19 protein-coding genes are annotated in these 19500 nt (G+C 63.2%); 9 read left to right on the top strand and 10 right to left on the bottom strand.

What is annotated here, in order from left to right; all coding sequences use genetic code 11:
* Positions 1 to 13 precede the first annotated feature (13 nt).
* Entirely contained in the window at positions 14 to 1240 is a 1227-nt protein-coding gene (locus AWB82_RS23200) for a molybdopterin molybdotransferase MoeA (RefSeq protein WP_407643036.1), read from the bottom strand.
* A gap of 243 nt (positions 1241 to 1483) precedes the next feature.
* Between AWB82_RS23200 and AWB82_RS23195 the strand changes: the two genes are divergently transcribed.
* The 6 genes from AWB82_RS23195 (at position 1484) to AWB82_RS23170 (ending at position 6600) form a co-directional block, all read left to right on the top strand.
* Entirely contained in the window at positions 1484 to 2029 is a 546-nt protein-coding gene (locus AWB82_RS23195) for an NUDIX hydrolase (protein WP_008349294.1), read from the top strand.
* Positions 2030 to 2078: 49 nt separating this feature from the next.
* Positions 2079 to 2810: a leucyl/phenylalanyl-tRNA--protein transferase gene (gene aat / locus AWB82_RS23190; protein ID WP_086971385.1), complete on the top strand. Its 732-nt coding sequence runs from the start codon at positions 2079 to 2081 to the stop codon at positions 2808 to 2810.
* 112 nt (positions 2811 to 2922) lie between these two features.
* Complete coding sequence (locus AWB82_RS23185; protein WP_086971383.1) at positions 2923 to 3750, top strand: arginyltransferase; 828 nt, start codon at positions 2923 to 2925, stop codon at positions 3748 to 3750.
* A gap of 105 nt (positions 3751 to 3855) precedes the next feature.
* The gene (locus AWB82_RS23180) at positions 3856 to 4878 is read left to right on the top strand and encodes a quinone-dependent dihydroorotate dehydrogenase (protein ID WP_086971381.1); all 1023 of its coding nucleotides are present in this window, start codon (positions 3856 to 3858) and stop codon (positions 4876 to 4878) included.
* Between the two features lie 121 nt (positions 4879 to 4999).
* On the top strand, positions 5000 to 5800 hold the full coding sequence (locus AWB82_RS23175) for a cystine ABC transporter substrate-binding protein (RefSeq protein WP_086971378.1): 801 nt from the start codon (positions 5000 to 5002) through the stop codon (positions 5798 to 5800).
* A gap of 140 nt (positions 5801 to 5940) precedes the next feature.
* Entirely contained in the window at positions 5941 to 6600 is a 660-nt protein-coding gene (locus tag AWB82_RS23170) for an amino acid ABC transporter permease (protein ID WP_086971432.1), read from the top strand.
* A 37-nt stretch (positions 6601 to 6637) separates the two neighbouring features.
* On the opposite strand, the gene AWB82_RS23165 is transcribed toward AWB82_RS23170, so the two are convergent.
* The 4 genes from AWB82_RS23165 to AWB82_RS23150 form a co-directional block, all read right to left on the bottom strand.
* On the bottom strand, positions 6638 to 7624 hold the full coding sequence (locus AWB82_RS23165; protein WP_086971376.1) for a Gfo/Idh/MocA family protein: 987 nt from the start codon (positions 7622 to 7624) through the stop codon (positions 6638 to 6640).
* A 157-nt stretch (positions 7625 to 7781) separates the two neighbouring features.
* The gene (locus AWB82_RS23160) at positions 7782 to 8537 is read right to left on the bottom strand and encodes a FadR/GntR family transcriptional regulator (protein ID WP_086971374.1); all 756 of its coding nucleotides are present in this window, start codon (positions 8535 to 8537) and stop codon (positions 7782 to 7784) included.
* A gap of 484 nt (positions 8538 to 9021) precedes the next feature.
* On the bottom strand, positions 9022 to 10173 hold the full coding sequence (locus tag AWB82_RS23155) for a glycosyltransferase family 4 protein (protein ID WP_086971430.1): 1152 nt from the start codon (positions 10171 to 10173) through the stop codon (positions 9022 to 9024).
* A 234-nt stretch (positions 10174 to 10407) separates the two neighbouring features.
* Positions 10408 to 10941 (bottom strand): GNAT family N-acetyltransferase, encoded by a 534-nt coding sequence (locus tag AWB82_RS23150; RefSeq protein WP_086971373.1) that lies wholly within the window; start codon positions 10939 to 10941, stop codon positions 10408 to 10410.
* A 377-nt stretch (positions 10942 to 11318) separates the two neighbouring features.
* Between AWB82_RS23150 and AWB82_RS23145 the strand changes: the two genes are divergently transcribed.
* From AWB82_RS23145 to AWB82_RS23135, 3 genes are all read left to right on the top strand, one after another.
* On the top strand, positions 11319 to 12347 hold the full coding sequence (locus AWB82_RS23145; RefSeq protein ID WP_086971371.1) for a DUF1839 family protein: 1029 nt from the start codon (positions 11319 to 11321) through the stop codon (positions 12345 to 12347).
* Positions 12348 to 13376: 1029 nt separating this feature from the next.
* Positions 13377 to 14123 carry a Crp/Fnr family transcriptional regulator gene (locus AWB82_RS23140; protein WP_086971370.1) on the top strand — a complete coding sequence of 249 codons (747 nt, stop codon included), beginning with the start codon at positions 13377 to 13379 and terminating at the stop codon, positions 14121 to 14123.
* A 33-nt stretch (positions 14124 to 14156) separates the two neighbouring features.
* Entirely contained in the window at positions 14157 to 15578 is a 1422-nt protein-coding gene (locus tag AWB82_RS23135; protein WP_086971428.1) for an undecaprenyl-phosphate glucose phosphotransferase, read from the top strand.
* A gap of 75 nt (positions 15579 to 15653) precedes the next feature.
* On the opposite strand, the gene rpiA is transcribed toward AWB82_RS23135, so the two are convergent.
* From rpiA to rlmB, 5 genes are all read right to left on the bottom strand, one after another.
* A complete protein-coding gene (gene rpiA / locus AWB82_RS23130) occupies positions 15654 to 16343 on the bottom strand; it encodes a ribose-5-phosphate isomerase RpiA (RefSeq protein ID WP_086971368.1) in 690 nt (229 codons plus the stop codon).
* 66 nt (positions 16344 to 16409) lie between these two features.
* Positions 16410 to 16805, bottom strand: coding sequence for a SirB2 family protein (locus AWB82_RS23125; protein ID WP_086971367.1), 396 nt, complete (start codon positions 16803 to 16805; stop codon positions 16410 to 16412).
* 18 nt (positions 16806 to 16823) lie between these two features.
* Complete coding sequence (locus AWB82_RS23120) at positions 16824 to 17657, bottom strand: N-acetylmuramoyl-L-alanine amidase (protein ID WP_086971425.1); 834 nt, start codon at positions 17655 to 17657, stop codon at positions 16824 to 16826.
* A 5-nt stretch (positions 17658 to 17662) separates the two neighbouring features.
* Positions 17663 to 18613 carry an HNH endonuclease gene (locus AWB82_RS23115; RefSeq protein WP_086971365.1) on the bottom strand — a complete coding sequence of 317 codons (951 nt, stop codon included), beginning with the start codon at positions 18611 to 18613 and terminating at the stop codon, positions 17663 to 17665.
* A gap of 40 nt (positions 18614 to 18653) precedes the next feature.
* A complete protein-coding gene (gene rlmB, locus AWB82_RS23110; protein WP_061120393.1) occupies positions 18654 to 19397 on the bottom strand; it encodes a 23S rRNA (guanosine(2251)-2'-O)-methyltransferase RlmB in 744 nt (247 codons plus the stop codon).
* Between the last annotated feature and the right edge of the window lie 103 nt (positions 19398 to 19500).

Genomic DNA, 19500 nt, shown 5'->3' with positions numbered 1-19500 from the left:
GTCCAGCTTGTCCTTACCGCATTAGTTCTGAAAATGGGATGAAGCGCACGATCTCGCCCGTGCTGATCGCGTGATTCGGCGGATTGTCGATGAGACCGTCGCCCCACACGGTCGATGTCAGCACGGCCGAGCTCTGGTTCTCAAAGAGATCGAGGCCGCCCGACTCGTTCACCCGCGCGCGCAGGAATTCGTTGCGGCGGTCGCCTTTTTTCTGGCTGAAGTCGGCGCGCATCGAGAAGACGCGCGGCGCGACGTTCTTCACGCCCGCGAGCCGCAGCAGGAACGGCCGCACGAACAGCAAAAACGTACAGAAGCTCGACACCGGATTGCCCGGCAAGCCGATGAAGTACGCTTCGCTGCCCGAATCGCCGCGTCGCACCGCGCCGAACGCGAGCGGCTTGCCCGGTTTCATCGCGATCTGCCACATCGAAATGCGCCCTTCGGCTTCCACCGCCGGTTTCACGTGATCTTCCTCGCCGACCGACACGCCGCCGCACGTCAGGATGAGATCGTGATCCGTCGCGGCGCGCCGCAAGGTTTCGCGCGTCGCGTCCAGCCGATCCGGCACGATGCCGAGGTCGGTCACTTCGCAGCCGAGCTTCGCGAGCAGCGCGCGCAGCGTGAAGCGGTTCGAGTTGTAGATCGCGCCGGGTTCGAGCGGCTCGCCCGGCATGCGCAATTCGTCGCCGGTAAAGAAGATCGCGACGCGCACGGGCCGCACGACATCGAGCTGCGCGCATCCGACCGACGCCGCGAGTCCGAGCGCCTGCGGCGTGAGGCGCGTGCCCGCGGGGAGGATCACCGAATCGCGCCTGATATCCGCGCCTTGCCGCGTGATCCACTCGCCCGCCGCGGGCGTTTGCGCGAACGCGACGCGCCCGTCGTCCGAGACTTGCGCCATCTCCTGCATCACGACGGCATCGGCGCCGGGCGGCACGGTCGCGCCGGTGAAGATGCGCGCGGCCGTGCCCGCCGCGAGCGGCTGGGCCGCGTGCCCCGCCGGGATGCGCTGCGACACCGGCAACGCGATGTTCGCGCCCTCGCTCGCGCCGGCGAGATCGGCCACGCGGACGGCGTAACCGTCCATCGAACTGGTGTGCATCGGCGGGACATCGAGCGGCGAAGTTACGTCGGCGGCGAGGACGCGGTCGAGCGCATCGAGCGTGTCGACGCGCTCGCGAGCGTCGACCCGACGCGCGGCGTCGAGCAGACGGCTGAGCGCCTCGGCGGTGGCGAGCATCGGAGGACGGCTGGAAGCGGCTGGCGTGGATGACATGGCGTTCGTTTCGGACGCGCGCGGCGGCCTGATCGTGAAAGGGATATTGCAATTCCGGTCAACTATTGTAGCGACAAGGCAGGCGTCGCACCTCCGGTTCCGGGCAAGCCAGTCATGCGGCGCGACCGATACCGCGATCCATTTGAGCCCCTCAAAGCCGCCACGGCGCGGTGATACACTCGCAGCACACTTCCCACGTCCATTTCCATGAAATTCTGTTCCCTCTGCGGCCACGAGGTCGGTCTCGCCATTCCGCCTGGCGACAACCGCGAGCGATTCGTCTGCAATAACTGCGGCACCGTTCATTATCAGAATCCGCGCAACGTCGTGGGCACCGTGCCGGTGTGGGACGACAAGGTGCTGCTGTGCCGCCGCGCAATCGAGCCGCGTTACGGCTACTGGACGCTGCCCGCCGGCTTCATGGAAATGCAGGAGACGACGAGCGAAGGCGCCGCGCGCGAAACGCTTGAGGAAGCGGGCGCGCGCGTCGAGATTCAAAGCCTCTTCACGCTGCTCAACGTGCCGCACGTGCATCAGGTGCATTTGTTCTATCTCGCGCGGCTGCTCGATATCGAGGTCGATCCCGGCGAAGAGAGTCTGGAAGTGAAGCTCTTCGAGGAAAGCGAGATTCCATGGGACGAGATCGCCTTTCCGACGGTCGGCCAGACGCTGCGTTTTTTCTTCGCCGATCGCGCCGCCGGCAATTTCACGCTGCACACGGGCGACATCTTCCGCACGCTGCGCGACGGCTGAAACGCACGCCTGTCCGACGAAAACACCGAACGCCGCCCTCCCCGAGAACATGGTTCCCTGGCTCGCCGACGACGATCCCTTCCCGCCCGTCGAGCGCGCGCTCGACGCGGCGAGTGGCGCGCCAGGCCTGCTCGCCGCGAGCGCGGATCTGCTGCCGTCGCGGCTCATCGACGCCTATGGGCGCGGTATCTTCCCGTGGTATTCGGACGGCCAGCCGGTACTGTGGTGGAGTCCCGATCCGCGCATGGTGCTCTTTCCGGCCGAGTTCAAGGTGTCGGATTCGCTGCGCAAGACCTTGCGGCGCGTCGTGCGCGATCCCGTCTGGGAAATCCGCGTCGACGACGATTTTCCGGCGCTGATGCGCGCCTGCGCCGAGACGCCGCGCGACGGCCAGCGCGGGACATGGATCACCTCGGACATCGTCGATGCGTACACGAGCCTGCATCGCGCGGGCAACGCGCACAGCGTCGAGACGTGGTACGACGGCGTGCGCGTGGGCGGACTCTACGGCGTGTCGTTCGGGCGCATGTTCTTCGGCGAATCGATGTTCGCGCACAAGACCGACGCGTCGAAAATCGCGCTCGCCGCCCTCGTCGGACACTTGCGCCGCAATCAAATTGAGATGATAGACTGCCAGCAGAACACGTCGCATCTGGCGTCGCTTGGCGGCCGCGAGATCGCGCGCCGGGCGTTCGTCGCGCATCTGAGACGGGCGACGGCGCAACCGGCGATCGGCTGGCGCTTCGACAAATCCGTCCTTCTCGACGTGCTGGCACGCTGAAAGCTTCAAGCGTAACGCCCGAGCGACACATGCAATGCAGCCGCCGCGCGCCTGAAGACGACTTCGCGCGCCGGTCGGCCGCGACGAGACGACGCCTGCGAGAGCCGCCAACGTGACACATCCGAACGAGCTGCCGCTGTCACCGCTTTCCGCGCTGCAATTCTATGCAACAGCGCCCTACCCTTGCAGTTATCTGGAAGGGCGCGTCGCACGCTCGCAGGTCGCCACGCCGAGCCATCTGATCAACTCCGACGTCTACACCGAACTCGTAAAAGCCGGATTCCGGCGCTCGGGCGTCTTCACCTATCGCCCGTATTGCGACGGCTGCCGCGCCTGCGTGCCAGTGCGCGTGCCGGTCGCGCGCTTCGTGCCGAACCGCGCGCAACGGCGCGTCTCGCGGCTGCATGGCGGTCTCGTGGCAAGCGTCGCGCCGCTGCACTACGACGAAGAGCACTACGCGCTTTATATGCGCTACCAGTCGGCGCGGCATGCGGGCGGCGGCATGGACCGCGACAGCCGCGATCAGTACGAGCAGTTCCTGCTGCAGAGCCGGATCAATTCGCGTCTCGTCGAATTCCGCGAACCCGCGCATCCTGGGCATCCGGACGAGCCCGGCGTATTGCGCATGATCAGCATGATCGACATTCTCGGCGACGGGCTTTCGTCCGTGTACACCTTCTTCGAACCCAATCTGCCGAAGACGAGCTACGGCACGTTCAACATCCTCTGGCAGATCGAGCAGGCCAGAAGCCTCGACTTGCCGCACGTCTATCTCGGCTACTGGATCCGGGAAAGCGAAAAGATGGCGTACAAGGCTAATTTCCGGCCGCTGGAAGGCCTGATCGACGGCAGCTGGACGCTGCTCGATCCCGCGAACACGCACTCCGCCGGCACGCTGCCGATGCCGGGGCGCATCCACGGCCCGAGCCAGCCGAAATAGCCACCAAAGCAGCCACCAAAGTAGCCGCCGAAGCAACCCGGCGCGCCGCCCGAAACCGCTAAAATAGCGGTCTTAAAAAAATTCGCCGTCGCCGGCTTTCATTCCGTGTTCAGCTCCCTCTACCCGATCGCGCGTTCGCATCTCTTCAAGATGGACGCGGAAGACGCTCATCACCTGACGCTGCGCATGCTCGGCGCCGCCGGCCGCACCGGGCTCGCCGGCATGCTCGCCAAGCGCGGCCCCGATTCGCCCCGCACCGTCATGGGCATCACGTTCCGCAATCCGGTCGGACTCGCCGCGGGCCTCGACAAGGACGGCGCGTGCATCGACGGGCTCGCCGCGCTCGGCTTCGGTTTCATCGAAGTGGGCACCGTGACGCCGCGCGCGCAAGCAGGCAATCCGCGTCCGCGCATTTTCCGGCTGCCCGAGGCGAGCGCGCTCATCAACCGGATGGGCTTCAATAACCGCGGCGTCGATCAGTTCGTGGCGAACGTGAAGGCCGCGCATTATCGCGGCGTGCTGGGGCTGAATATCGGCAAGAACGCCGATACGCCGATCGAGCGCGCCGCCGAAGACTATCTGTATTGCCTCGAACGGGTCTATCCGTTCGCGAGCTATGTGACCATCAACATTTCGTCGCCGAACACGAAGAATTTGCGGCAACTTCAGGGCGCGGGCGAACTCGACTCGCTGCTCGGCGCGCTCAAGGAGAAGCAGGCGCGGCTGTCGGATCTGCACGGCAAACTCGTGCCGCTCGCGCTGAAGATCGCGCCCGATCTCGACGACGAGCAGATCAAATCGATCGCGGGCACGCTGCTGGCGCACAAGATCGACGGCGTGATCGCGACGAACACGACGCTCGCGCGCAGCGCCGTGACCGGCATGAAGCACGGCGACGAAGCCGGCGGCCTCTCCGGGCGTCCCGTATTCGATGCATCGAACGAAGTGATCCGCAAGCTGCGCGCGGAAGTCGGAACCGACGTGCCGATCATCGGCGTGGGCGGGATTTTTTCGGGCGAGGACGCGCGCGCGAAACTCGCGGCGGGCGCGTCGCTGGTGCAAATTTACACAGGGCTGATCTATCGCGGTCCCGCGCTCGTGAAAGAGTGCGTCGAGGCGCTCGCGTAAATCCACCCAAGCCATATAAACATAAGCAAACGATATTACGTGGCGATTGCATATTCACTATGATCGCCGCATCTATAAAGTCGCTGCAAGACGCTGTGCCCATCAAGAGGAAAACAATACGATGAAACTGTCCACGCTCAAGAAGCTCGTCGCCGCCAGCCTGATCGGCGCCGCATTCACCGCCGTCACGACGGCCGCCCACGCCGACGATCTGCTGGATCAGGTCAAGCAGCGCGGCACGCTGCGCGTCGGTCTCGAAGGCACCTTCCCGCCGTTCAATTCGAAAGCGCCGAACGGTGAACTGGTCGGCTACGACGTCGATATCGCCAAGGCCGTCGCCGCCAAGCTCGGCGTGAAGCCGGAGTTCGTCACGACCGAATGGAGCGGCATCATCGCGGGCCTGCAGGCTGGCAAGTTCGACGTGATCGTGAACCAGGTCGGCATCACCGATGCGCGCAAGCAGACGCTCGATTTCTCGCCGGCCTACACCTACTCGAACGCGCAACTGATCCAGCGCAACGACGACAAGCGCGAGTTCAAGTCGCTCGAAGAACTGAAGGGCAAGAAGCTCGGCGTCGGCCTCGGCACGAACTACATGGACATGGCGAAGTCGGTGCCGGGCATCGACGTGAAGACGTACCCGGGCGCGCCCGAATATCTGCGCGACCTCGCCGCCGGCCGTCTCGACGCGGCGCTCAACGACCGCCTGATGCTCGCGTACCTGCTGAAGAATTCGCAATTGCCGCTGCGCACGGGCGCGAGCGTCGGCGCGGGCAATCCGTCGGGCATTCCGTTCAAGAAGGGTAATCCGAAGTTCGCGAAGGCGATCGACGACGCGATGACCCAGCTCGAAGCCGACGGCACGTTCGCGAAGATTTCGGACAAGTGGTTCGGCATCGACGTGACGAAGCCGGCGAAGTAAGTCGCGGTCTTCGCGTCACCGGGGGGCGGCATCGTCTGACGATGCCGCCCTTCGTTTTTTCGCTGCCGGTTTATGATGTGCGCTTTGTGCGCGTCGAACGATCCAAACAGCGCACGCGTTCTTTCACCGCCTTCCCCTTCATGTCCACGACATCCCTGCTCGTACAATCGGCGCCCGTGCTGGCGCAAGGCGCGCTACTGACGATCAAGTTCGCGCTCTACTCGATGTTCTTCGGCCTCATCGCGGCCGTCGCGCTGGCGTTGATGGGCATCAGCCAGAGCCGCACGCTCGTCGCGATCGGACGCGGCTACGTCAGCGTGTTTCGCGGCACGCCGCTGCTCGTGCAGATCTTCGTCATCTATTACGGCCTGCCGAGCCTCGGCATCTCGCTCGAACCGACGCCCGCGGGCGTGATCGCGCTGTCGGCGAACGTCGCCGCGTATCTGTCGGAGAGCATGCGCGGCGCGATTCTCGGCATCCACGCCGGTCAATGGCTCGCCGCCTACAGTCTCGGGCTGTCGCGCGGGCAGACGCTGCGTTACGTGATCGGGCCGCAGGCTTTGCGCATCGCGGTGCCGAGCCTGTCGAACAGCCTCATCAGTCTGATCAAGGACACGTCGCTCGTGTCGGTCATCACCGTGACCGAATTGTTGCGCAGCGCACAGGAAGTGATCGCGGCGACCTATCAGCCGCTGCCGCTCTATCTCGCGGCCGCGTTCGTGTACTGGATTCTGTGCAGCGTGCTCGAATTCGTGCAGCGGATTTTCGAGCGGCGTCTCGCGCTGCCCGGACGCCATTGAACCCCAAGCAAAGCCGCTGAAAAGCGGCTTTTTCGCATCAGTCGGTCTCGAAGGGAAACTTCAGATTCAGATCGCGCCGCGCGGCGTCGATGATCGCGATCATGCGCATCGACATCGCGTGCGGCATCACCGGGCTTTCGGTTTCTCCGGCGCGCAGCAGTTCGCAGAAATGCGCGGTTTCGTAGTTGAGGCCGCCGCCCTCGAAGGGCTCGTCGAGTTCGACCTTCCTTCCGTCCGTGTAGGCGATCGTCGCGCGCGCGGGGTTCCACCAGTTCTCGTGGATCGTCGCCGTGCCGAGCGTGCCGCCGATGAGCGCATCGCCGCGACCTTGCAGATCGAGGCCGCAGAACAATTGCGCGATGCCGCGTTCGTGGCGCACGTTCAGGCTCGCGAAGACGTCCACGCCGGTCGCGCCGAGCCGGCCGATGGTCTGCACGTCGAGCGCCTCGCCGAGCCAGTCGACCGCGAGAAACGCCTCGTAGATGCCGATATCGAGCAGCGCGCCGCCGCCCGCTTCCAGCGAGAACGACGGATGGTCGAGCGGCACGTTCGCTATCGAGCAGCCCGCGCGCACGAGTCCGATCTCGCCGATCGGATCGCTTTGCAAATGCTCGCGCAGGCGGCGATAAAGCGGGTAGAACGGCGGCTTCATCGCTTCCATGAAAAGCAGATTCGCCGCGCGCGCCGCGTCGATCATGCGCTGCAGGTCGCGCGCATTCACGGCCGCGGGCTTTTCGCACAGCACGGGCTTGCCCGCCGCGAAAGCGCGCAACGCGTACTGCGGATGGCTGTCCTGCAAGGTCGCGATGTAGAGCGCGTCGATGTTGGCGAGCAGCGCGTCGAAATCGGTGAACCCGCGGGCATCGAATGCATCGGCCAGCGCGCGCGCCGGCTCCTCGCGGCGCGACCAGACGCCCGCGAGCCGCGCCCCTTCGACGTGCGCGAGACTGTCCGCGAAGCGACGCGCGATGCGTCCCGCGCCGACGATGCCCCAGCGTATCGTTGCCGTGTTCGTATGTGTCAAGCCTGCCTCCGTGCGTCGGATTCGTCGTGCGACGCATTGTGCCTGATTGCATCGAATGACGGATTCGCGCGGCGTGCGCAGACGGCAAAAAGCCGGGACATGTCCCGGCTCCGTGCTTCCAACTCAGCGGCCCTCGACCGACGCGTCGAAGAACCCGTCAAACACCCGCGGGCGCGTTCACGTTCGGAGGCGGCGCTGGCTGGCTGTTCACGCGCTCCAGCGAGAACGCGCGGCCGACTTCTTCCGCGGCGAGATCGACGAGCGCGCGCGTCGCGGATTCGGCGGCGGCGGAATCTTTCGATTCGATCGCCTCGACGACGCTTTTCTGCGCCGCGAGCGTCGCCTCGCGCACGGACTCGATGCCGTCGACGATCGGATTGACCGTCACCAGCGCGCCGCGCACGATCGCCGTCATCTGACGAAAGAACTGGTTGCCGCTCGCCGACACGATGCGCGTGTGCAGCACTTCGTCGGCCGCCTGATATTCCGGCTCGCCGACCTGCAGACGCGACAGCGTGTCGAACGCGTCGCGAATCCCGGCAATCTCGTCGGGCGTTGCGCGCGCGGCGGCCAGCGCTGCGGCGCGCGGCTCGATCAGCATTCGGAATTCGATTACATCGCGCAAAAATGTCTGATCCGGCTTGGCGCGAAAACGCCAGCTCACCACGTCCTCGTCGATGAGACGCCAGTCGCTCATCGGACGAATACGCGTGCCGGTTTTCGGCCGCACGTCCAGCATGTGCCGCGCGAGCAGCATCGACAGCGCCTCGCGCATGACGGTGCGGCTCACGTCGAACTCCTTCGAGAGGATGTCCTGCGGTGGCAGTATCGCGCCATATTTTTGCTCGACGATCCCTGAGACGAGTCCGTCCATAACCTTCGCCACCAGCGATCGCTCTTTGTTGTCATCCATCTCGCTTCTCCCCTTCTCGCCTGTTCCGTAGCCGTGTGTATGAGCGCATCGCTTTCGCTTGCCAGGCTGCGAAAGGCACGACGGGTTCCCGACAGGTCCATTCGTCGTGCTTGATACGTTGCGTCTTCGTTGCTTCGAATGCCAGTGAGGAATTTCCTGACAGGGTAATCCCTCTGACATCCACGTCACTGTTTCGTTTTTCTCTTTCTTACCGCTTGACGTGCATCTGTTGCGCTTGCGCCGCGCGCGCGCAGGCATTCATCAGGGAAACTGAAGAATGGCGGCGTCGCGGCGCGGCGTGTGCGTTCTTTTTCGGTCCACTCTCGTCATCGGACCGATCATGCACTCATTTGAGCAAGCATCTCGTAGGCTTTCTGTGCGACCGCGAACGGAAGGCGGCTCGGATTTGCCTTTTGTATGATCGGATGGTTTGAACGAAAGTACCGTGGCGAGGCGCAAGCGGGGCGATTTGTCAGCCCTATGCTTAAATCGCGCCATCTGTCGTTCGGGGTGTTCGCGCATCGAGATTGACCTGCCGGCGCTTCATCGCTTCGCGCTCGGTAAGCGCTTGCTGATACACCGCGAGGTACTCGTTGCAGACGCGTTCGACCGAAAGCGGCTGGAGGTTTTGCCCCGCGCGCGCCGCCAGTTGCTCCCGCGCCGGCCGGTCGAGCAAAAGCCAGCGCAGCTTCGACGCCGCCTGCCCGATGTCGCCGGCGGGCACGAGCAGGCCCGCCGCGCCCTCGTCGAGCATTTCGGGGATACCGCCCACGCGCGTCGCGACGATCGCGCAACCGGCCTCGCGCGCCTCCGCGATGACGAGCGGACTCGGGTCCTGACGCGACAGCAGCGCGAAAACATCCGCGCTCGTGAAATACGGCCGCGCATCGGCGACGAAACCGGTGAAGTGCGTGACCTCCGCGATGCCGAGTTCGGCCGCGAGCGCTTCCATCGAACCGCGATCGGGGCCTTCGCCGACGAGATACAGATGCGGCTCGGGCATGAACTCGCGCTCGCTCGCGGACTGCTCGCGCACGAGCGCGAACGCCTCCAGGAGATCCGCGATGCCCTTTCTGCGATACATGCCCGCCACGCAGACGATATTCGGATGCTTCAGCCGCACCGGCTTCGCGGCCGGCCGGGTGACGAGACGCGGCGCGCCCACGGCGCCGTTGAGCACGATCGACATGCGCGCGGGCCCGATGCCGCGCGCCTCCAGATCCAGCGCGAGCCCGCGGCTCACGGCCACCATGCGATCGCCGGCGCGCACGAGCGACGCGCTCTTCTGCAGTTCGTGATGCACCGTGGTCACGAGCGCGAAGCGCCGCCGCATGCTGCCGAAACGCGAGATGAGCGCGCCGGTCATCATGTGCGCATGCACGATGTCGGGATCGAAACGATCGATGAGACGATTGAAGCCCGCGATCATCGATGGCACGCGCCACGGCTGCCGCGACTGCTGCAGCGAAATATGCGTGATGCCGTGACGCCGAAGCAGCGGCTCGAAGCCGCCGCCGGACGAAGCGACCACGACCTCCTGCCCCATGCGCGCCTGCATGCAGGCAAGATCGACCATCATGTTGACGGTGCCGTTGCCGATCGTCTGCGCGTGGTTGGCGAGATGGACTATTCGCATGAGATTGGGCTGTTTTGCGCTCGCCGGCACATGCCGGCGGCGTCGATCTTATTGTTTCGAGGACGCGTACCGGGGCGGACTGCGCCGTGCCGATCGCGTTGTTATTGCGTTGTTATCGCTTTGTTATTGCCTCGATGCCCGGACGGTCCACGCCTCTGATGCTGTTGGCTGCTGCGTTGGCTTCTTTCGCCGCGCGCGCCGGTTGCGGCACGCGCGGCGCGTCTCTGGTGGCGCTTAAAGCAACTCGTAGGTCGTCGCGCTCTCGCCCGGCGCGAACTGAGCGTTGTTCGCGCCGGATGTCTCGCGCGGCTGACGGCTCTTTCTCGTCAGACCGATATAGGGCATGCCATGTTCGAGGAACGGTCCTTCGGTCTTGCGGAAGCCGAACGCCTCGTAGAAACCGCGCAGGCTCACCGGCGCGGTCAGTCGCACGCGGCGGCCCGGCCAGCGCTCGGCGGTCACTGCGAGCACACGCTCGATCAGCGCGTGCGCGGTGCCGTCGCCGCGACGCAGCGGGCTTGTCAGGATCTTGTCCACCACCACTTCCGGATCCTCCGCGTCGCCCTCATGAATGCGTGCATAGGCGAGCACGGGCATCGAACGGCTCATGTCTTCGGCCGCGAATACGTGCGTGCCGGTTTCATCGCGACCATCCGGGTCGAGATGGACATGCGACTGTTCGACGACGAACACCGCACTGCGCGCGCGCAATATCAAATAAAGCTCCCGCGCAGTGAGTTGTTCGAAATCCAGCGTTTTCCAGTTCATCGATTATCTCCATGCTTGACCGGTAATAACCGGCGTTGCGACGATCAAACGTTACGTGCCGACCCGCCTGAATTCAGTGCGCCATCGCACCGACCCAGGCCTTGCGCGCCTTTCAAATAAGCTCGACCACACGCAGAAAAGGCGTCCCGGGGAAAAAGACGCCTGCCCGACCCTGAACGTGACCACGCGCAGCCCTCGATGCGGGCCGCCGCGCGCGCGTCGCATGGCGTCGATAGCGCTCGCGTATTACGGCACCTTCATGGGAAAATCAAAATGCATACCGCCATCGAACGCGATAGAGACGCACAACTCAAAACACACTCGCTCCAGCGCGCACGCGGTATCGAACGCCGGCCTTTCCGGCCCGAGGTCACGGCATGAGCGCGTTCCATACGAGCGGTGTGACGGATTCAGGCGCAAGTCGTTCCCGCGTCGTGTCACTCGATCCTCTGCGCATGCGGGCGCGGCGCCATCACGCGCACGCGCTCCATCGCGGCGAACGCATCTGGCGTGAAGCCGTCGCACCCATCGACTTATGGATCGAAATCCTGCACGGCAACGGGCTCGAACCGCGCGCCGCGCTCGCGTTCACCGTCGCTCAGGACTTCGAAGCCGATCAGTTTACGCTCGGCAAGCTGCCGTTCGAAGACATCGAAAAACTTTACGGCCTGCAGGTGCAGGAGCTTTCCGTGTTCGATTCGCTCGAAGAGCGCGCGCTCGTGCAGACGCGCCGCGCGAATATCGTGCTCGTCGAAGTCGATGCGTTCTTTCTGCCTGACATGCGCACGGCTTCGTATCGCCGCGAGCATGCGAAGACGACTATCGGCATCGATGTGATCGATCAGGATGCGCGGCGTCTCGGCTACTTTCATCACACGGGTTATCACCTTCTCGACGGCGAGGATTACGACGGCGTGCTGCGCTCGAATGCAACGCCCGAGCCCGCGCTCTTTCCGCACGTCGAATTCGTGAAGCGGGTGCGCGAGCCGCTGTCGGGCACGCCGCTCGCGGAAGTCTCGGCGGATCTGCTGTGCGCGCATCTGTTGCGGCGGCCGCTGCACAATCCGATCGCACGCTGGCGCGCGGCGTTTCCCGAGCATGTCGATACGATGATCGCGCGCGGCGAATCCTATGCGCGTCATTACGCGTTCAACGTGATGAGGCAACTCGGCGCGAACTTCGAATTGCTCGCGCATTATCTGCAGTGGATGCGTGAACAGGGCTTCGATATTCCCGTTCAGACGTATGCGGGCGCGCGCAAGATCGCGAGCGAAACGATGGTGATGCAGTGCCGGCTCGCGCGCGCGCTTTCGCGTGGACGGCGCGAGCTTTGCGAGACATCGTTCGACTTGATCGAGGACGCATACGAACGCGTCATTCCTCCTCTCGCGGATATTGTCTGCTGACCGTAGCGGACGCCTTCGAATTTTGCGTGCTTTCGTCTCAGCGAACGCTTGCTGAAAAAAACATATTCGAGCCCTTGTTTCAAGGGGTTTTTCACTCGCTTACGTTGTCGTCGGATATTCGCTTTTATGACCTCGTGACGTTTTCGCGACAATTTCAGCGAAGATCATTTCCCTCGTTAATCGGTTCCGCATGAGATTGTCCTCGATGAAACATTTCGGGGCGTCTCGCGCGGAGCTGAAATGCCCCGTCGTGGATCATGAATCCGACGAAATGGGCGCAAACGGTTTTACGGTGGAATGCCTTTCGTTCAGATCCCGGGAGGCCTCCTGCAAGCCGCGTGTGGGCTATCGCGCGCTTTCGGGAAACCTGTCGAAGCACCTGTGCGCACGCAACCGCGCATGGATTTTTCACTTCGTGCAATCGGCGCAACGTTTCCGCTTCATTTTCCCTTTCACGCAACGTCATTCGACACACGTTACCTGTCGCCCGCAAAGCCTTGTCCGGCAAGGCGTCGCGGGGAATCGAGCGCCGTTGAATCAAACGCGCGTTCGATAGCTCGCGAAGTCAATGGAACACAGATGAATCATTTTTCATTGTCCCTACGAAAGAAGGTGTCCTGTCGAAGGGACGTCGACCTGTGAGGCCTGTCGCACGGTGATCAGAAAATCCCATACCGCCATTCGGGGGGTATGCACTGATGAAACTCATCGGGGCTCACACGTATTCCTAAGACCACCGATGTTCAAGACTGAAACAAAAACGCAGCGCTGCGCTGCATCAAGAAAAGTGCATGAGTTATGAGGCCCCGCCAGCATTGCGATTGCCCGCCTTGGCACAGTCCTCGCTAATAGAGGCACGCAACCCAGACCAGTGCGATTTATAAAAATCAATTCAAGCGCCAACGGGCGGCTACGGGGCTGATGTGATGCTTCTTCGAAAACCGTCGCAAGCGGCAATCTTCGAAAGTGGTCACGCCAGTAAATAAAAATTGAAGCGCAACGCGCGAAAGTTACGAGAGAGAACAAATCATGCTGACCCTCCAGTCGGACCTGCACGGCAACCATCTGCTAGGCGCGCTTCCTGCGCACGAATGGCAGGCGCTCACTCCTCATCTCGAACTCGTGCAACTGCGCACCGAGCAACTGCTGTGCGACTCGGGCCAACGAATTCACCACGTTTATTTCCCGACGACGGCGATCGTCTCCCTGTTGCACACGATGGAAGACGGCGGCTCGGTCGAAATTGCCGCAGTGGGCCGCGAAGGCATGACGGGCGTGCCCGTTCTGACCGGCGGCGAAACGATGCCGACGCGCGTGCAGGTGCAGTGTCCCGGCTTCGCCTATCGCATGAGCGCGCAAGCCCTGCGCGAACAGTTCGGCCGCTCGGACTTCCTGCGCCGCCTGATGCTGCTCTATATGCAAGCGCTGCTTACGCAGGTCGCGCAGACGGCGGCGTGCAACCGGCACCATTCGCTGAACAAGCAACTTTGCCGCTGGCTGCTGATCGAAATCGATCGCACCGCGTCGAACGAGTTGCAAGTCACGCAGCAACTGATCGCCGACATGCTCGGCGTGCGCCGCGAAGGCGTGACCGAAGCGGCGGGCAAGCTTCACGACGCAGGTCTCATTCATCACAGCCGCGGCTGCATCAAGGTCGTGGATCGCGAGGGACTCGAAGCACGCGCATGCGAGTGCTACGGGCTCGTCAAGCGGGAGTTCGATCGACTACTTCCGCGTCTCCGTGCAACCGAGGCAGCAACGGCCTCAAGTGTCTAACGGCCTGGATTAATGCAAGATAAAAATACTGATTTGTTCTCATGGCTGGCGCGTTTTCTGGATGTCTCTCTCATCATCGCGGGCGGATTGATCGCGCATGACGTACGCTTTTCCTCGCTGGATTTCAGCGATATCGAAAGGCTTCTGATCGCGTTCAATTCCGCACTCGCCCTCCTGCTCTTCCCTGCTTTCGGCGTATACGAAACCTGGCGTGGCAAGCCGTTCGCCATGATGCTGGCGCGCGTCACGCTGGCGTGGATTGCTGTGGTCGCGGCGGGTCTCTTGCTCGCGTTTACGCTGCATCGCATGGACGCGGTGTCGCGGCTCTGGTTCGCATATTCCACACTGATTTCCGGCGCCCTCATCATCGCTTCGAAGCTGGTCGTGTATTCGGCTTTGCGCCTGATGCGCGGGCGCGGTCTGAACCAGCGCAGCGTGGCGATCGTCGGCGCACAAGGGTTCTCGCGAACCTTGCTCGCGCATCTGTGCAGCACGCCCGAGCAGGGCTTCACGCCCGTGTGCATTCTCGACACGACCGGCGACGAGGAACTGCACGCGAGCGGCATCAGCGGCATGTCGGCGCCGACGAGCGCGATCGGCATGGGAGGCAATCGTTTGCCCGTGCTGAACGATTTCGACGAGCTAGTCGACAAGGTGCGCGCCGAGGATATCAACGAAGTGTGGCTCGCATTGCCGCTCTCGCAGGAACACACGATCTACCGTTTTGTCCACGCGCTGCGACACGATTTCGTGAATCTTCGCCTGATTCCGGACACGCGCAGCATTTCGCTCTTCAATCATTCGATGACCGATGTCGCCGGGCTCGCGACCATCAATCTGACGACTTCGCCGGTCAGCACTTTGCAGATGTGGCCGAAGATGCTGTTCGACCGCCTGTTCGCCGCGACCGCGCTGCTCGCGCTCTCGCCGCTCATGATCGCGATCTCGATCGCCGTGAAGACGACCTCGAAGGGTCCGGTTTTCTTCACGCAGCATCGCAAAGGCGCGGACGGACGGCCGTTTCGCATCTACAAATTCCGTTCGATGGGCGTGCATCGGGAGAACACGGGTCACGTCACGCAGGCCACGCGCAACGATCCGCGCGTGACCCAGGTCGGCGCATTCCTGCGGCGCACGAGCCTCGACGAGCTGCCGCAGTTCCTGAACGTGCTGTTCGGACATATGTCGGTCGTCGGTCCGCGCCCGCACGCGATCGAGCACGACGATCTCTACAAGGAGCTCATCTACGGCTACATGTTCCGCTACCGCATCAAGCCCGGCATCACGGGCTGGGCGCAGGTGAACGGCTATCGCGGCGCGACGGAAAAGGTCGAAAAGATGCAAAGCCGCGTGAAGTTCGACCTCTTCTACATTCACAACTGGTCGTTCTGGTTCGACATCAAGATCGTCGCGATGACGATGTTCAAGGGATTCATCGGACGCAACGCGTATTGATTGGTCGCGCCATGCAAAAGGCCCGGCGATGCGCTTCGATGCGCGTCGCCGGGCCTTTCGTTTTTCGCGGATGACTTACTTGTATTCGATCCGCTCGACGCCGGTTTCCGTGCCGAGCAGGCAGATATTCGCGCCGCGCGCGGCGAACAGGCCGACCGTCACGACGCCCGGCCACGCGTTGATCTGCGCTTCCAGCGCGCGCGGATCGGTGATCGAAAGACCCTTCACGTCGAGGATTTCGTTGCCGTTGTCCGTGATGAACGGCGAGCCGTCCTTCGTCACGCGCACGATCGGCACGCCGCCCAGCGCCACGAGCTTGCGGCCGATCGCGGTGCGGGCCATCGGCACGACTTCGACGGGCAACGGGAACGTGCCCATAACCGGCACGCGCTTGCTAGCGTCGGCGATACACACGAACACGTCTGCCACCGACGCGACGATTTTCTCGCGCGTGAGCGCGCCGCCGCCGCCCTTGATCATCGCGCCGCTCGCGTCGATTTCATCGGCGCCGTCGACGTAAATGGACAGCGTTTCGATCTCGTTCAGATCGAACACCTTGAAACCGTGCGATTGAAGGCGGGCGGTGGTCGCGAGCGAACTCGACACCGCGCCGCGATAACGCGCCTTCGACTTCGCGATGGCGTCGATGAAGCAGTTCGCCGTCGATCCGGTGCCGACGCCGATGATCGCGCCTTCAGGCACGTTCGCGTTCACGTAGTCGGCGGCGGCCTGGCCGACCAGTTGCTTGAGTTCGTCTTGAGTCATGGGAGCGGTGCTGTTGTATCGGAGAAAACTGGGATTTTATCGGAGCGCGCGACGCAACCGCGCGGATCATGCAATCGCGCGCAGGAAGCCGAGCGGATCGTGCGTGCGCGCCACCGACGCGATGAACGCGAAGACGACGATCGCCAGCACGCCGTAGACGGCACGCGCGCCCTTCGTGCGGCCGCGCTTGAGCGCCAACGTGCCGAGCACGATATAGACGACGAGCCCCGCGATTTTCGCGCCGAGCCACGCCGCGTTCGCCGAAAAGCCGATAACCGCGACCAGCGCGATGGCGCTCGCGAGCAGCAACGTATCGACGATGTGCGGCAGGATTTTTGCCGCGCGCGCGTTGAGGAGACGCGAATTCGTCAGCATCCAGATCCAGCGCAGCACGAATCCGGCGATGGAAAGGCCCGCGCACGTCATATGGATCGCGCGCAGCGGCAGAAAATATTCGCCCATCGTGGGCTCCTTTTAGCTTTAGTTGGCGAAGTACTTGTCGAGCAAGGCCTGGGCGATGGCGTCGCTTTGCGCGTCCGCGTTGCCCGCATAGTCCGACGGGCGAAAGTGCATCTGGAAGGCGCTGAAGACGCGGCGCGTCTTGTCGTCGAGCACACCGTCGGTCGCGACGTCGTAGCCGTATCGCTTCAGCTTTTCCTGCAGCGCGCGCACGTCCGATGGCGCTTTCGGATCGCGACCGGCAAGATGCGCGGCGACGGTCGCGTCGTCGGGCCATGCGCCCACACCGGCATCGTATAGCGCGTGCCATGGGAAAAGCGGGCCCGGATCGATCTTGCGTTGCGGCGCGATGTCGCTATGGCCGACGACGCGCGTCGGCGGAATGCCGTAGCGCGCGACGATATCGCGAGAGAGTTTGATGAGCGCGTCGATTTGCGCGGGCGGATACGGCTGCCATTTGCCATCGCTCAACGGACCAATCGGGCCGAGATTCACGTTCTCGATGCCGATGGAGGACGCATTCAGTTCCGTCGCGCCTTGCCACGAACTCACGCCGGCGTGCCAGGCGCGCTTGTCTTCCGGCACCAGTTGATAGACGACCGGCTCGCCCTTTTCGATGCGCGGCGCATCGGGCACCACGTAGTGCACGCTGACCTGATTGCCCGTCAGCACCGCGAGGGATTCGGCTTCGTCGATCTCCGTGTAGTGCATCACCAGGAAACGGATGCGGGCGTCGGCGTTCTTCGCGTGGTATTGCGTGTCGGCGAGATAGGCGCCGCGGTCTTGGATCGTGGTGGTGCAGGCGCAGAGGATGCACGCTGATATCGCCGCGGCTAGCGCGATGGCTTTTCTCATGCCCGTCACGATTGCTGTTTCCAGATCGATTGCACCAGCGTCCAGTGCGTATGGAGCGCCGCGACGCTCGGCCGATGCGCGGGGTTCGCCGGTAGGCGAAGCGGATGTCCGGCGAGCGCGGCGTACTGCGATGCCTTCAACTCCGGCGCGATCGATACTTCGTGACACGCGGGATCGATCGCGATCAACGCGCGGTCGTAGAGCGTGTGCAAGTCGGCGCGCAGCAGGAGGCCGTTTCGAACGTCGTTGGTTTCAGGGCGCAGGTAGCCGCAGATGTGCGCCGCTTCGAGAACCGCTTCGACCGCGCAGTCCGTGAGCGCGCAACGGCGCTCGTACGCTTCGAGGAGTTGCTTGCGGAACGCGGGTTGGCCTTGCCTTATGACGATCGAGGCGAATGTCTTCTTGCGGGCGTCTTCGAGATTCGATGGATCGAATGCCGTCACGACTTCAACGGCTTGTTCAATTCGATCGATGAGTGGCGCGTTGTCTTCTGAGGAATCGAACCGGGTACTCTCCAGCTCGAAATAGCCGTCTTGCCAATCAGCCACGAACGCCAAGCCGAGAACCCGATAACGCGGCCTTGGCTTGGGCGTGACTTGGCGCAGAACGCCGACAGGAACCCCATCATTCATACACGCCATGAGCGCGCGATTTGTGAACTGACTATCACGTTCAGCGGGATCGCGTTGCTCTTGGAAATACCGGTAGGTCCAAGAGCCATCGAACCTTGTGATCGGCTCGTGATCGGCATACGGGCTATTCAGCGACTGACGCACGCTCACCGCATAGTCGATGCCTTTTGGCTTATGAATGCCCTTGGCTTTGTTGACTATAAAAGTCCCGTCCGGCAAAGGCTTGGGCCAATCGACTTCTTGCCCTGCGAAGTCTTGAAACCATTGCAAAGCGGCCCGATGAGAGGGAGCGAGCCGTGCGAGTGTTGTCTTAAGCGATGCCATGGAGAAGCTGCAACGAGTTCTTGTTCGATGCTGCCCGCCGTTACTTCTTAACCTGCCTTTGCCGCACCGCCTCGAACAAACACACGCCGCTCGCCACCGACACATTCAGACTCTCGACCGTTCCCGCCATCGGGATATTCATGACTTCGTCGCAGGTCTCCCGCGTGAGCCTGCGCATGCCCTCGCCCTCCGCGCCGACGACGATCGCCACCGGACCATCCAGCTTGGTCTCGTAAAGCGACGCCGTCGCCTCGCCCGCCGTGCCGATAACCCAGACGCCGGCATCCTTGAGCTCGCGCAGCGCGCGCGCCAGATTCGTCACGGTGATATACGGCACGCTCTCGGCCGCCCCGCTCGCCACCTTCGCCGCCGTCGCGTTCAATCCCGCCGAGCGGTCGCGCGGCGCAATCACCGCATGCGCGCCGGCCGCATCCGCGACACGCAGACAAGCGCCCAGATTATGCGGATCGGTGACGCCATCGAGCACCAGCAGCAAAGGCGTGCCCGAAATGCCATCGAGCAGTTCGGCGAGATTCTGCGCAAGCGGCAGATCGTTCGCACGCGCGACGATTCCCTGATGCTGAATGTTGCCCGCGAGCCCCCACAGACGCGATTCGTCGGCCGCGATCAGGCGCACGCCCGCTTCCTTCGCGGTCCGCAGAAAGTCCTGCATGCGCCGATCCTTGCGCGTGGGGTCGTACAGCACCTCCTCGATCGACGATGCATCCGCGCGCAAACGTGCGGTCACTGCGTGAAATCCGTATAGAACCTTGAGACGTGACATGACTGATCCGAACCTTCGGTGAAAACTTGAAAAGCACGACGCGGTCCGAAGCACGAAGCATCGGACCGCGCGTATTCGATGGCGGCTGTTTTAACGCGCCGCC

The sequence above is a fragment of the Caballeronia glebae genome (assembly GCF_001545035.1).
In the GTDB taxonomy this organism is placed as follows: Bacteria; Pseudomonadota; Gammaproteobacteria; order Burkholderiales; family Burkholderiaceae; genus Caballeronia; species Caballeronia glebae.
This window is presented reverse-complemented; position numbering and strand designations above follow the sequence as displayed.